Genomic DNA, 11,560 nt, shown 5'->3' with positions numbered 1-11,560 from the left:
CCGACAAATCCCAAACAGGACAGTCGAGACGTCAGTCAGGCGGAGGGTCAGACCCACCGGCAACATCACCACGTCACATCCTCACTGTCAGGCGGGGGGCAGGGTGCGTGCCAGCTCCCGGAAGCGGGCGGACGGCCGCATCATGCCGTTGTCGCCGACGTTGAGGTTCTCCAGCCAGCCGTCCCGGTACCAGAAGATCGACGAGGTCAGCGGGGCCGGGTCGTTGATCTGGAGCTGCTTCGACAGGTCGATCATGAAACGGATCGCGTTCAGCGAGGAGCCGGTGCGGATCGGCGCCGCGCAGAACGCGTTGTTGGTCGGCAGGGTGACCAGGGCGCCGTACGGCAACGCGGCCCCGCCCAGGGCGTTCTCCAGGCGCAGGGCCTGGGCGGCGCCGGGCCACGCCCCCATCCCGTTGACGGCGTACAGGACGTCGCCGTTCGTCGCGTTGAAGGACTGCCGGTTGAGCTGCTGGTTGCCCAGGTTGGCGAAGGCCTTCTCCCACAGCTCGGCCCGGCTGATGCTCCACTGGTCGGAGGCGTGCTCGGCTATCGACAGGGCCTCGGTCTTCCCGCCCCGCTTGCCGCCGTCCACGCACAGCACGACCGACAGCTCGTCGTCGATCTGCCGCGCCAGCGGGTCGGGGCCCAGGGAGCGGGTGGGTGCGAACAGGAGCCGCAGCCGGTCCCGGACCTCGAAGATCGAGATCGAGGCCAGCGCCTTGCACGGGCCGTGCTCGTCGCACAGCGGCTTCGGAAGGTTCTTGCGATTGCCGAACAGCGGCATGGGTGGTTCTCCCCAGGGGTGGTGCGGTGATCGGACCAAGGGCCCAGCATCCCACCGGAGTTCACCGCCGTCCCAGCGAACCCCCTATTCTCGTTCCACCTGCGCGGCGGCGTACGGGAGCGGGCCGGTGAGCCGACCGCCCGGCAGGCGGTGCCCGGCAGGACGCGCCCCCGGCAGGTGATCGCCCGAGTTCCGGACGGGGACGGGCATCGATCTCGTCACGGAGGCGGTCGGCGAGGGCCAGGTGGTGCTGGAGCGGGGCGGTGACGCCGTGCCCGAGGCGGTGCGGGGCCGGGTCCCGCCCGCCGCCGACCGGCCCCGGCGCTGGGCCCTTCGGGGGACCGGCGGTACGCCGCCAACGTGTCGGCTGGCCGATCCGGCCGTTTGGAGATCGGGTGCTCCCATGGCCGCTGACACCCCTCCACTGAACCTCGGCGAGCAACTGCTGGAACACTTCCTCACCACCGGCCGGACACTGGACCCGCTGGAGGCCCAGACCATGGCCGAGCAGTACGCGCAGGCCCTCGGCCTCGGACACTGCACGGTCTACCTGGTCGACATCCAACAGAACCAGCTGGTCCCCGTCCCGCCCGGAGCGCCCTGCCTGCCCGTCGAGGGCAGCCTCGCCGGGTGGGCGTTCCGCACAGGCTCGCTGCGGATGGCCGAGGACGGCGACGCGGGACTGGTGGTCTGGTTCCCGCTCGTGGACGGCGCCGACCGGCTGGGCCTGCTCCGCCTGCGGGCCGCCGCCATCGACGGCGACGTGGTGCGCCGGTGCAGGCTGCTGGCGGCGCTACTGGCGCTGGTCATCACCGCCAAGCGCGCCACCAGCGACAGCTACGCTCGCACCGCCCGCTCGGACACCATGAGCCTGCCGGCGGAGATGCTCCGCGCCTTCCTCCCGCCACGCACGCTCTGCGCCGACGAGGTGATCTCGTCCGCCGTCCTGGAGCCCGCCTACGACCTGGGCGGCGACGCGTTCGAGCACACGCTCGCCGCCGGTGCGCTGCACGCGGCCGTGCTCGATGCGATGGGCCACGACCTGGCCTCGGGCCTGACCGCCGCCCTGGCGCTGGCGGCCTGCCGCAACGCCCGCCGCAACGGGGCCGACCTGCCCGAGCTGGTCGCCACCATCGACGACGCGCTGGCCCGCTGGTTCCCCGACCGGTTCGCCACCGGCGTCTTCCTGCGGCTCGACCTCGCGACCGGCCTGATGCGCTGGTCGAACTGCGGTCACCCGGCACCGCTGCTCATCCGGGACGAGGTCGTGGTGACCGACGCCCTGGTACGGGCCGCCGAGCCGCCGCTCGGGCTGCTCGGCGTCATTCCGACCGAGCGGGCGGTCCACAGCTTCCGGTTGCTCCCGGGCGACCGGGTGCTGATGTACACCGACGGGGTGATCGAGGCGAAGGGGGCGGACCACGAGTTCTTCGGGCTCGACCGGTTCGCCGACTTCGTCATCCGCGCCATGGCGGCGGGCGAGCGGGCGCCGGAGGCACTCCGCCGGCTGATCCACGCCCTGTTGGACAGTCAGAACGCCACCCTGTCGGACGATGCGACCATCATGATGATCGAGTGGCGGCCGTCCGGCGGCCCGCCGGGCCACAGCCTCCCCCCGGACCTGCCACGCCCCTGACCGGCGCCGGAGCGGGTCCACCCGGGGACGGAGGCGACCGGCCGTCCTCGACACGGCGGATCCCGGCCCCGCCCCGTGCTGGGAGGGGCCGGTGGCTACGCGGGCGGCGGGCGCAGCAGCGCGTCCGCCAGGTCCCGCGGACGGCTGAGTGCGGCCAGGTGGCCGCCGGGGATCTCCTCGACCTCCAAGCCCAGCCGCTCACGGACGATCCGGCGCTGGAACTCCAGCGGGAAGATGCGGTCCTCCCGGGCCTGGAGGAACCGGGTCGGCACCTCCGGCCAGCGGGTCAGCGGCCACGGCTGGGCGAACATCGCGGCCGGCGGCTCGGATGCGCCGAGGGCGAACGCCTCCTCGGTCACCTCGGCCGGGACGTCGTGGAAGAAGTCGACCAGCGGGTCGAACGCGGGATCGGCGCCCCGCCCGGTGGCCGCCGCGTACTGCGAACGGGCCTCGGCCTGCCCGGTGTTCGCCCACCACTGCCCGGCCGTCTCCCCGGGCACCGGGACCATGGCGTTGAGCAGCACCAGCTCCGCCACGGGCACCGGCAGCCGCCCGCACACCAGCGGAGCGGTGAACCCCCCGAGCGACTGCGCCACCAGCACCAGCGGCCCGCTCAGGCCGGCCTGCCGCTCCACCGCCGAGACGACGGCCCGCGCGCACTCCTCCAGATCCGCGGAGGCCTCGCTCGGCAGGTCCATCGTCACCACGTCGTGCCCCCGGGCCCGCAGCTCGGGCACCAGCCGGTGCCAGAACCACGCCCGCCCGTCGGCGCCGGGAACGAGCGTGAAGGTCGCCATCCTCGTCCTCCTCCCGTGGGCGGCCGCCCACGTGTGCGTCGACGCTACCGCCCGGCCAGGCGGCGGGCGGTGAGGCCGACCTGCGCCAGCCGGGCGGTGGTCAGGCGGCGGGCCTCCCAGACGACCGCGGCCACGTCGACGGCCCGGGGGTGGAGCGGCGGCAGGCCGTCCGGCAGCTCGACGCCGCCGAGCGCCGCCAGGTCGGCGGCGGGGATGCCCAGCACCCCCGCGAAGCCGGCCACCAGCTCGGGCGTCGCCTCCACGACGGCGCCGGCCACCCCGCCGATCGTGGCCGCCGACAGGTAGATCCGCCCGTCGGTCACCGCGTACAGGGCCTGCGCCGTGCACAGCCAACCCAGGTTCCGGTTGTGCGTCAGCCGCACGAGCACCGCGCCGAAGCCCGGCCCGTACCGGTGGTAAGGCCGGTCGACCCCGCCCCGGCCCTCCCGCAGCACCGGGGGCTGCGCCCGCATCGCCGCCAGCAGCAGGCGCCGGTTCGCGGCGGACATCTGCGCGGTGTCGTAGACCAGGCCGCGGACACTCCAGTGCGGGTTGCGGGTGACCGGCGTGAGGTCGTCGGGCACCGGCTGCCCGGCCAGGACGAACAGGTCGGCGGCGTGCAGCCCGAGCGCAGGCCCGAGGGCCCTGAGCAGCCGCCCGGTCGGCGCCCGCCCGTCGAGCACGGCCCGCAGCTCCCGCTGGCCGGCCCCGGCTGCCGCCGAGAGCGCGGCGGCGTCGAGCGCCCGGTGCTCCATCAGCCGGGCCAGCAGTGCACCGAACGCCAGTACTCCTGTCACCCCGTCAGGCTAGCGACCCGCACGGCGGCCGCCGCCGCGGAGGATAGGCTTCCGGGCATGATCCACAACGATCCCGCCGCCGTGACCTCTCCCGACCTCGTCGTCCTCGACGCCGCGGCGGTGGCCGAGCGGGCGGGGGCGGCTTGGGAGGCCAGCGCGGGGGAGTTCGCGGCCGCCGCGCACCGGATCCTGGCCGAGCTGGTGGCGGCTGGCGCCGCGCTGGGGTGGCTGGAGCCGCCCTCGGCCGAGGAGGTCGCGGCCCTGGTCGCGCAGGTGCTGGCCCACTCGCGGGCCGGGGACGGCGCGCTGCGGGCGGCGTACCTGGACGGGCGGCTGGTCGGCTTCGGCTACTGGCTGCGCCACCGGCGCCCGACCCACCGCCCGCACGCGGACCTGGAGAAGCTCGCGGTCTCCGCCGCCGCCCAGGGCCGGGGCATCGGGCGGGCGCTCACCGCGGCGCTGATCGCGGACGCGAGGGCCGCGGGCATCGAGGTGCTCACCCTGGACGCCCGCGGCGACAACGCCGACGCGCTGCACCTCTACTTCTCGCTCGGCTTCACCGAGTACGGGCGGCTGCCGGACTACGTCGCGGTCGGGGAACGCCGGTACGACAAGGTGTTCGCCATGCTGGACCTGCGCCGGTCCTGACGCTCCGTCAGAGCGCCCCCGCCGGGCCGGAGACGGCCGGACGGTGGCCTATTCGGCCCCGGAGGTGCCCCCGGAGGAGTCGCCGGCGGCTTCCTCGACGTACCGCTTGAAGCGGCGCAGGTCGCCGCGCACCTGGACGCCGAGCACGCCCAGCCGGTCGGCGGCCCGCTCGGCCAGGCCGGTGGGCCGGAACACCATGGTCATCGTCACCCGGGTCCGGCCCGGGCCGAGCGGCTCGAAGCCGACCGTGCCGGTGTGCTTCACGCTCTCGCCGGTGGTGCGCCAGGCGACCCGCTCATCGGGCACCCGCTCGACGACCTCGGTCTCGAACTCCCGGGACAGCCCGGCGATCCTGGTCCGCCAGTGGGCCCGGCGGTCGTCCAGCTGCCGCACCTCCTCCACGCCGTCCATGAACCGCGGGAACTCCTCGAAGGTCGCCCACCGCGCGTAGACGGCGCGGACGGGCACGTCCACGTCGATGGACTCCACCACCGTGCTCATCACCGCACCTCTCCCACGTCGACGGCGCTCCCGCCAATCTGCGCCGTCCGCCGGGCGGCGGCAACTCCGGGAACGCGGCGCGAACGCCGCGCGACGCGGACGAGGCCCGGCACCCGCCCGGGTGCCGCGCCCCGTCCGAGCGCGGAGCGCCGGGCCCGGGCCGTACGGACGCTGTCCCTGCCGATGCCCCCGGTCTCCCTCATCGGCGTCGAGCAGCTCTTCGAGTCGGACGTGCTGGTCGAGGTCGAGGCGACCGCGCTGCTCGACTGAGCCGTCGCCCGGGGGAGGGGCGGAACCCGGGGCACCGCCGCCCGCAGGACCGCCCCCCGGCGGGGCCGCCGGCCGTCAGCTGTCGCCGCCGAGGCCGCGGTCGGGCGCGCTCATGTCGCCCGTCCGGGGCGTGCCGTCGGCGAGCCCGTAGCGCAGGAACACGGTGCCCTGGGTGCCGACGGCCGGGGGCTGGAGGAGCGTGAGGTTGGTGGGCACCGCGCCGCCCTCGAACACCTTCTTCCCGACGCCGAGCATGATCGGGTGCACCCAGAGGTCGATGCGGTCGAAGAGCCTCTCCCGCAGCAGGCTCTGCACCAGGTCCAGGCTTCCGACCACCTTCACGTGCTCGTGCCGGTCGCGGACCTCCCGCACCGCCGCGGCCAGGTCCGGGCCGAGCCGCACGGACCCGGCCCAGGGCAGCTCCGGCTCGCCCCGGGAGGCCACGTACTTGGGGACGCGGTTGAACAGCTCGGCGATCTCGCCCTCCTTCTGCTGCGGCCAGTAGGCGGCGAAGATGTCGTACGTCCGACGGCCCAGCAGCAGGGCGTCCGTGCCCTCGTACGCGGCGAGGATCTGCGCCCCGGTGGCCTCGTCGATCAGCGGCGCCTGCCAGCCGCCGAACGGGAACCCGACCGGATCCTCGTCCGGACCGCCGGGCGCCTGCCCGACGAGGTCCAGGGTCGCGAACAGCTCGATCTCGATGTGGCCCATGACGTACTCCCGATGAGTCGGTGATCCCGGTCGAGATGTAGACCGGCCGGGGCCCGAAAACTCATCGCCGCGCCGGCACTCCGGCTCACGATAGGGCACCGGCCCCGGCCCGGCCCGGCCGTCCGCAGCGCGTCGCGCGGGTCGAGCGGTGGAGGTCGGACGGTGCGGGCGCGCAGGTGGCCCCGCCCGCCACCGCAGGCCCGCCGGGCCCGGGGCAAGACGCCGCACCGTCCGGTTCGTCCACGCCGCGTTGTCCCGGCCGGCACGCGACGGCCCCCGCCTGGCGCGCCTACCTTCGCCGCCATCCGATCCGCGATCCGCGATCCGCGATCCGCGGTCCGCACCACCGGCACCGGCGACCTCAGGGAGCGACGCACGTGAACTGGCTGATCCACGACTACCGGGAGGACGACCTGGCCCCCGTCGTCCACCTCATCGACAGCACCGCCGGGCTCGGGCAGGAATCCGTGTTCTCGCTCGCCGAGTGCATCGCCGCGCTCACCGCGCGCCAGCCCGCCGTCGTCGCGGTCCACCGCGGCACGCCGATCGGGGCCGCGCTCGCCCAGGTCGCCGGGGCGGGCGAGCGGGCGTGGGTGATGCGGGTGGCGATCGCCCCGGCCTGGCGCGGCCGGGGCCTGGCCAGCGCGCTCCTGCGGGAACTGGAGCGGCGCCTGGTCGAGGCCCGGGTGCGGCGGATCGCCTACGTGCTGCCCGAGGAGGAACTGCTCGGCGAGGGGCTGCACAACGCCGGCTACCAACGGCGGCCCGCCGCCGCGTACTTCGAGAAGACCGAGCCCGCCGCCGGCTCCGCGCCCGGGACCCTCGACGAGCTCGGCGGGCGGCTGCTGAGCGGAGGCCTGTGGGAGGAGGTGGCCGGGATGACCGCCGAGAAGGACCTCATCGAGCGCCGGATCGTCCTGCCGCTCGCCGAGCCCGAGCGCGCCGCCCGCCACGGGGTGCGTCCGCCGCGCGCCATCACCCTGTTCGGCCCGCCCGGCACCGGGAAGACCACCTTCGCCCGGGCCATCGCCTCCCGCCTGGGCTGGCCGTTCGTCGAACTGCTGCCCTCCCGCCTCGCCGACGAGGGCAACCTCGCCGCGGCCCTGCGCAGCGCGTTCGCGCGGATCGGCGAACTGGAACGGGTGCTGGTCTTCATCGACGAGGTGGAGGAGATCGCCCCGGTGCGCGGCGAGGCCGGCCACACCGGCGCGATGCACGGGGTGACCAACGAACTGCTCAAGCTGATCCCCGGCTTCCGCGAACGCGACGGCCGGCTGCTGGTGTGCGCCACCAACTCCGTGCGCTCGCTCGACCCGGCCTTCCTGCGCACCGGCCGCTTCGACTACGTCATCCCGATCGGCCCGCCCGACGCGGAGGCCCGCACCGCGATCTGGTCGCGCTACGCCCTCGGCACCGACCGCGCCGACGTGGACATCGCCGCCCTGGTCGCCGCGAGCGAGCGCTTCTCGCCCGCCGACATCGAACACGCCGCGCGCCTGGCGGCCCAGAGCGCCTTCGAACGCGACGACGCCGTCCCCGGAGCGACCACCGCCGACCACCTCGCCGCGATCGGCGCGAGCCGCCCCACGGTGACGGCCGCCATGGTCGAGGCCTTCCGCGCCGACATCGGCGCCCACGCCCGGCTGTGACGGCGGGCACGACGACACGACACCCCGTGCGCCTGGCGGGATCTTGGCGGCTCCAGGCGTTCACGCCACTCGTCCGGCGGGGCCGGTGAACCGAGGATGGAGCCAACGGCCGGCCGGGGGAACCCGGCCCGCCGGCCCGCCGGACCCGCCCCGATCCCGCCAGAACACGAGGTACCCCGATGCCCGCCACCTCCAGCGCCGTCCTGAGCGTGCCCGCCGCCACCCCGGCCGAGGCCGCCGCCCACTACGCCGCCCGGCTCGCCTTCGAGGCGGACGTCTCCGACGTCCACGCCGACCTGGCCTCCGGCGCACCCGGCATCGTGGTGGTCGACACCCGCAGCCGGGAGGCCTGGGACCAGGGCCGCATCCCCGGCGCCCTCCACCTCCCCACCGCGCGGATCGCCGACCTGGCACCGCAGCTCATCGACCCGGCCCGCACGGTGGTCACCTACTGCTGGGGACCCGGCTGCAACGGCGCGACCCGCGCGGCCCTGGCCTTCGCCCGCCTCGGCTACCAGGTCAAGGAGATGCTCGGCGGCTTCGAGTACTGGGCCCGCGAGGGCTTCGCCTACGACACCGCCGCCGGCCCCGGCCGGCGCCCCGTCGACGACCTCACCGCCCCCCGTTCAGGCATCTCCTGCGCCTGCTGACCGCCGAACGGCCCCGTCTCCACCCACCCCACCCCACTCACCGGGACCCGCGGTCTGGGCCGCGCCGCCGTGCCGCTCAGCGGCTCTCGCGGCGCAGCTCCTGGTGGAGGACGGCCTGGCCGGCCAGGAGGCTCTCCAGGAACCGGCCGTGCCGGGCGAGCGTGCTGCTCTGGGTCTCCAGGGTCCGGGCGTGGGCCCGCAGCACCCGGGTCTGCTCGGCCTGGTCGGAGACCATCACGCCGAGGGCGTCCGCGAGGTCGGTCATCGTCCCGCGCGGCTCGACCCGGCTCGCGGGGAGGGGGTCGGGCAGCCGCCGGCGGTCGCCCACGGGGGAGACGTCGGCGGAGGGGGCTGTCGTGCCGTCACCCTCACCCTCACCGGCACCGGCACCGGCGCCGTCGCGACCGGCCGGCGTCGCCGGTGCGGCCGGTGCGGCCGGTGCCGTCGTCGTCGTGCGCCTCGTCCGCGCGGGCCGCGCCTTCACGTGCGTCGCCTTCTCACGGGTCGGCGCCGACTGCTCGCGCAGTCGGCCGACCTCCGCCTCCAGGGCCTCCACCCGTGCCCGCAGCTCGTCCAGCTCGCCCATCGTCTCCACTGCCAGAACCCTCCCCGGCCGCCGTGCACGGCCATTGACGTGCGGGTTTCAGCCTAGCCGGGGTTCGGCTCCCGCCCGGCGTCCCGTCAGGCGCCGTCGCCGGCCACCCGTTCCTCGCACGGCCGCAGCCGCCTCGCGCCCTACGAGCGGGACTCCCCCGGCGTCCCGGGCGGGACTGTCCGCGCGTCGGTCGCAGCCCGTCTCCCGCCGCAGCAGCCGCGCGCAGTCCGCGGCCACCCGTGGCGCGACGGCGCCCGCCGGCTTCACGAAGCCGTCGTCCGGGAACCGGGATGCCGGAGTCCCGTCATCCACGCCCATCCTGCGGTGACGCCGGGCCCCGGCCCCCCGACACCTTCCGTACCTCCGCTGTCGGGCCGACGGCGCGTGAGCGGACCCGCCTCCCACGATTCCCAGGAAACTCTCGGAAACGGGCAACCGAACGGCAGTTCCACGCTGTCTCCCAGGAGACCCCGGGCACACGGACCCGGACGGCACAGAAAACCAGGCACGCACGCGATGAAACTGACCGGCACGCCCTTCCTCGTCCTCACCGTCGTCCTGTTCGCGGCCTCGCTGGCCCTGGCCATGGCGCAATGGCTGGGCGGCGGAGCCCTCCTCGGTCCGGCCCGCACCGCGGAAGGGCGGCGCAGACCGCTGCGCGCGCTCTCCTACCTCGGCACCGTGCTGCTCTGTCAGTTCACCGCCGTGGCGCTGGTCTTCGTGATCGTCAACAACGAGAACCAGCTCTACGACAGCTGGGGCGACCTGCTGGGCAACTCCAGCCACGTCCGGGCCGTGCCCGTGCCCCCGAAGGACGAGGGCCTGGCCGGCGACCGGCCCGCCGGCCCGTCCGGCAGCCCCGCCCCGAAGGTGCCGCAGGCCTTCCACGTGCCCGACTCGGACGCGGTGCCCAGGAACGTGAAGCAGGCCGACCTCAAGGGCCGGCTCTCCGGAGTCGACGGCGAGGTGCTGGTCTGGACGCCGCCGCAGTACGACGACCCGGCCTACCAGGACAAGACCTTCCCGGTGGTCGAACTGCTCGTCGGGTACCCCGGATCCTCCAGCGCCTGGTTCGGCGACGCCATGGAAGCGACCAAGCAGCTCGAACCGCTGATGAAGTCCGGCCGGGTCACGCCCTTCATCCTGGTCGCCCCGCGGGTCACCCTGCTCGGCACGACCGACACCGGGTGCGCCGACATCCCGGGCAAGGTGAACGCCGAGACCTGGCTCTCCCGGGACGTCCCCCAGATGATCGTCGACAACTTCCGGGCCGACGCCACCGCGGACCGCTGGGCCCTGTCCGGCTACTCGGCCGGCGCCCACTGCGCCCTGCGCCTCGCGCTCTCCCACCCCAACCGGTACCGCGCCGCGATCAGCATGTCCGGCTACAACGACCCGGCCGGCGAACCGAATTCACTGACCGCCAAGGACCCGAAGCTGCGCGACAGCGCCAACCCGCTGCACATCCTCACGCACGCCGCGACCCCGCCGAACGTCGCGCTCTACGTGACCGGCAAGCGCGGCGACGGACTGGAGGACGCGACCGCCCTGCAGCAGGCGGCGAAGAGCCCGACCACCGTCACCCCCTTCGAGACCACCGGCGCGCACCTGACCAGCACCTGGAAGCCCCTGGTCGTGCCGACCTTCACCTGGCTGAGCGGCATCATCCCGGCCCGCTGACACCCCGAGCCGCACCCGCCCGCCCCCGGCGCCCCCGGGCCCGGGGGCGCCGGGGCCCCGGTTACGGTGGAGCGGTGAACGGATCGACAACCGCCCCGACCGGCGGCCCCGGCGCCCCGCCCCGGCCCGACGCCCTGCTGCCCCTCCTGGCCGACGACGGGGACGTCGTCGCGTTCTTCGCCGTGGTCGCCGACCTCGACGCGACGAGCCCGGCCGACCCCGAACTCGAGGAGGGCGTCCGGCTCGCCTCCGGAGCCCGGCTTGAGCAGTTCGCGCGGGCGGGCACGGGGGACGCGTTCTGCTTCGTCGGCGAGGGCGGCGAGGAACGCCCGGTGGTGTACGTGAGCCTCGACGGCCAGGCCGGGCCGCTCGCGGTCGGACTGCCCGAGCTGGTGCGGCTGTGCCTGGCGGCGCCGTGGTGGCGGGACGCCCCCGGGCGGACCGCCGAACAGCTCCGGACCATCGCCGACCAGTACCGCGAGGACACCCCCGACCTCGACGAGCGCCGCCACCGCGCGGCCCGGGCGCTCGGTCTCGACCCCGCCGAGCTCCCCTCCGAGGCGGCAGCCCTCGCCCGGCTCGCGGAACTCTCCCGCAGCCCGATCGCCACCGCGTGCCTCGTCCTCGGCCACGAGGGCGAGCCCCTCGACCCGCTCTTCGGCACCGACGGGACCTGACCGCCCTCCCGCGCGCCCGAGCCGTCACCGCACCCGCACCCGCACCCGCACCCGCACCCGGCGCCGGTCCGCGGGTCGGGCCGCGCGAGGCGGGCGAGGCGCGTCGAGCCGCACGAGGTAGGCGACGGGGCGTCAGGGAGCGCGGCGCTGCGGGTGGTTAGGG

The 11,560-nt window shown here is 75.2% G+C and carries 12 protein-coding genes and 2 pseudogenes; 7 read left to right on the top strand and 7 right to left on the bottom strand.

Annotated features, from left to right (window positions below; all coding sequences use genetic code 11):
• Positions 1-87: 87 nt before the first annotated feature.
• Positions 88-786, bottom strand: a complete 699-nt coding sequence (locus ACZ6Y7_RS33515; RefSeq protein ID WP_465761716.1) for a hypothetical protein — start codon at positions 784-786, stop codon at positions 88-90.
• Positions 787-1,189: 403 nt separating this feature from the next.
• On the opposite strand from ACZ6Y7_RS33515, the gene ACZ6Y7_RS33510 reads away from it, so the two are divergent.
• Entirely contained in the window at positions 1,190-2,422 is a 1,233-nt protein-coding gene (locus tag ACZ6Y7_RS33510) for a PP2C family protein-serine/threonine phosphatase (protein WP_465761715.1), read from the top strand.
• 95 nt (positions 2,423-2,517) lie between these two features.
• Here ACZ6Y7_RS33510 and ACZ6Y7_RS33505 read toward each other — a convergent pair whose 3' ends face one another.
• Both ACZ6Y7_RS33505 and ACZ6Y7_RS33500 read right to left on the bottom strand, forming a co-directional pair.
• Complete coding sequence (locus tag ACZ6Y7_RS33505) at positions 2,518-3,219, bottom strand: alpha/beta fold hydrolase (RefSeq protein WP_465761714.1); 702 nt, start codon at positions 3,217-3,219, stop codon at positions 2,518-2,520.
• 44 nt (positions 3,220-3,263) lie between these two features.
• Positions 3,264-4,016 carry a hypothetical protein gene (locus tag ACZ6Y7_RS33500; protein WP_465761713.1) on the bottom strand — a complete coding sequence of 251 codons (753 nt, stop codon included), beginning with the start codon at positions 4,014-4,016 and terminating at the stop codon, positions 3,264-3,266.
• 57 nt (positions 4,017-4,073) lie between these two features.
• Between ACZ6Y7_RS33500 and ACZ6Y7_RS33495 the strand changes: the two genes are divergently transcribed.
• Positions 4,074-4,664 carry a GNAT family N-acetyltransferase gene (locus tag ACZ6Y7_RS33495; RefSeq protein ID WP_465761712.1) on the top strand — a complete coding sequence of 197 codons (591 nt, stop codon included), beginning with the start codon at positions 4,074-4,076 and terminating at the stop codon, positions 4,662-4,664.
• A gap of 48 nt (positions 4,665-4,712) precedes the next feature.
• On the opposite strand, the gene ACZ6Y7_RS33490 is transcribed toward ACZ6Y7_RS33495, so the two are convergent.
• The gene (locus ACZ6Y7_RS33490; RefSeq protein WP_465761711.1) at positions 4,713-5,165 is read right to left on the bottom strand and encodes an SRPBCC family protein; all 453 of its coding nucleotides are present in this window, start codon (positions 5,163-5,165) and stop codon (positions 4,713-4,715) included.
• A gap of 171 nt (positions 5,166-5,336) precedes the next feature.
• On the opposite strand from ACZ6Y7_RS33490, the pseudogene ACZ6Y7_RS33485 reads away from it, so the two are divergent.
• Positions 5,337-5,435, top strand: a pseudogene (locus tag ACZ6Y7_RS33485) (RidA family protein); the annotation flags it as partial.
• A gap of 75 nt (positions 5,436-5,510) precedes the next feature.
• Here the strand turns inward: ACZ6Y7_RS33485 and ACZ6Y7_RS33480 are convergent.
• Entirely contained in the window at positions 5,511-6,146 is a 636-nt protein-coding gene (locus ACZ6Y7_RS33480) for a dihydrofolate reductase family protein (protein WP_465761710.1), read from the bottom strand.
• 377 nt (positions 6,147-6,523) lie between these two features.
• On the opposite strand from ACZ6Y7_RS33480, the gene ACZ6Y7_RS33475 reads away from it, so the two are divergent.
• Entirely contained in the window at positions 6,524-7,795 is a 1,272-nt protein-coding gene (locus ACZ6Y7_RS33475; protein ID WP_465761709.1) for an ATP-binding protein, read from the top strand.
• 179 nt (positions 7,796-7,974) lie between these two features.
• The gene (locus ACZ6Y7_RS33470) at positions 7,975-8,445 is read left to right on the top strand and encodes a rhodanese-like domain-containing protein (protein WP_465761708.1); all 471 of its coding nucleotides are present in this window, start codon (positions 7,975-7,977) and stop codon (positions 8,443-8,445) included.
• A 76-nt stretch (positions 8,446-8,521) separates the two neighbouring features.
• Here the strand turns inward: ACZ6Y7_RS33470 and ACZ6Y7_RS33465 are convergent, their stop codons facing one another.
• Positions 8,522-9,040 carry a hypothetical protein gene (locus ACZ6Y7_RS33465; RefSeq protein ID WP_465761707.1) on the bottom strand — a complete coding sequence of 173 codons (519 nt, stop codon included), beginning with the start codon at positions 9,038-9,040 and terminating at the stop codon, positions 8,522-8,524.
• 168 nt (positions 9,041-9,208) lie between these two features.
• Positions 9,209-9,352, bottom strand: a pseudogene (locus ACZ6Y7_RS33460) (phytanoyl-CoA dioxygenase); the annotation flags it as partial.
• 204 nt (positions 9,353-9,556) lie between these two features.
• Here ACZ6Y7_RS33460 and ACZ6Y7_RS33455 point away from each other — a divergent pair.
• Positions 9,557-10,720: an alpha/beta hydrolase gene (locus ACZ6Y7_RS33455; protein ID WP_465761706.1), complete on the top strand. Its 1,164-nt coding sequence runs from the start codon at positions 9,557-9,559 to the stop codon at positions 10,718-10,720.
• A 74-nt stretch (positions 10,721-10,794) separates the two neighbouring features.
• The gene (locus ACZ6Y7_RS33450; RefSeq protein ID WP_465761705.1) at positions 10,795-11,397 is read left to right on the top strand and encodes a hypothetical protein; all 603 of its coding nucleotides are present in this window, start codon (positions 10,795-10,797) and stop codon (positions 11,395-11,397) included.
• Positions 11,398-11,560 lie beyond the last annotated feature (163 nt).

The sequence above is a fragment of the Kitasatospora sp. NPDC053308 genome (assembly GCF_055585785.1).
Note: the sequence above shows the minus strand (reverse complement) of the source record. Positions and strands in the feature narration are given on the sequence as shown.

Bases quoted from the DNA above. Each gene is read 5' to 3' on its own strand.
- ACZ6Y7_RS33515 (WP_465761716.1), bottom strand. From the start codon at position 786: ATGCCGCTGTTCGGCAATCGCAAGAACCTTCCGAAGCCGCTGTGCGAC.
- ACZ6Y7_RS33510 (WP_465761715.1), top strand. From the start codon at position 1,190: ATGGCCGCTGACACCCCTCCACTGAACCTCGGCGAGCAACTGCTGGAA.
- ACZ6Y7_RS33505 (WP_465761714.1), bottom strand. From the start codon at position 3,219: ATGGCGACCTTCACGCTCGTTCCCGGCGCCGACGGGCGGGCGTGGTTC.
- ACZ6Y7_RS33495 (WP_465761712.1), top strand. From the start codon at position 4,074: ATGATCCACAACGATCCCGCCGCCGTGACCTCTCCCGACCTCGTCGTC.
- ACZ6Y7_RS33490 (WP_465761711.1), bottom strand. From the start codon at position 5,165: ATGAGCACGGTGGTGGAGTCCATCGACGTGGACGTGCCCGTCCGCGCC.
- ACZ6Y7_RS33480 (WP_465761710.1), bottom strand. From the start codon at position 6,146: ATGGGCCACATCGAGATCGAGCTGTTCGCGACCCTGGACCTCGTCGGG.
- ACZ6Y7_RS33470 (WP_465761708.1), top strand. From the start codon at position 7,975: ATGCCCGCCACCTCCAGCGCCGTCCTGAGCGTGCCCGCCGCCACCCCG.
- ACZ6Y7_RS33455 (WP_465761706.1), top strand. From the start codon at position 9,557: ATGAAACTGACCGGCACGCCCTTCCTCGTCCTCACCGTCGTCCTGTTC.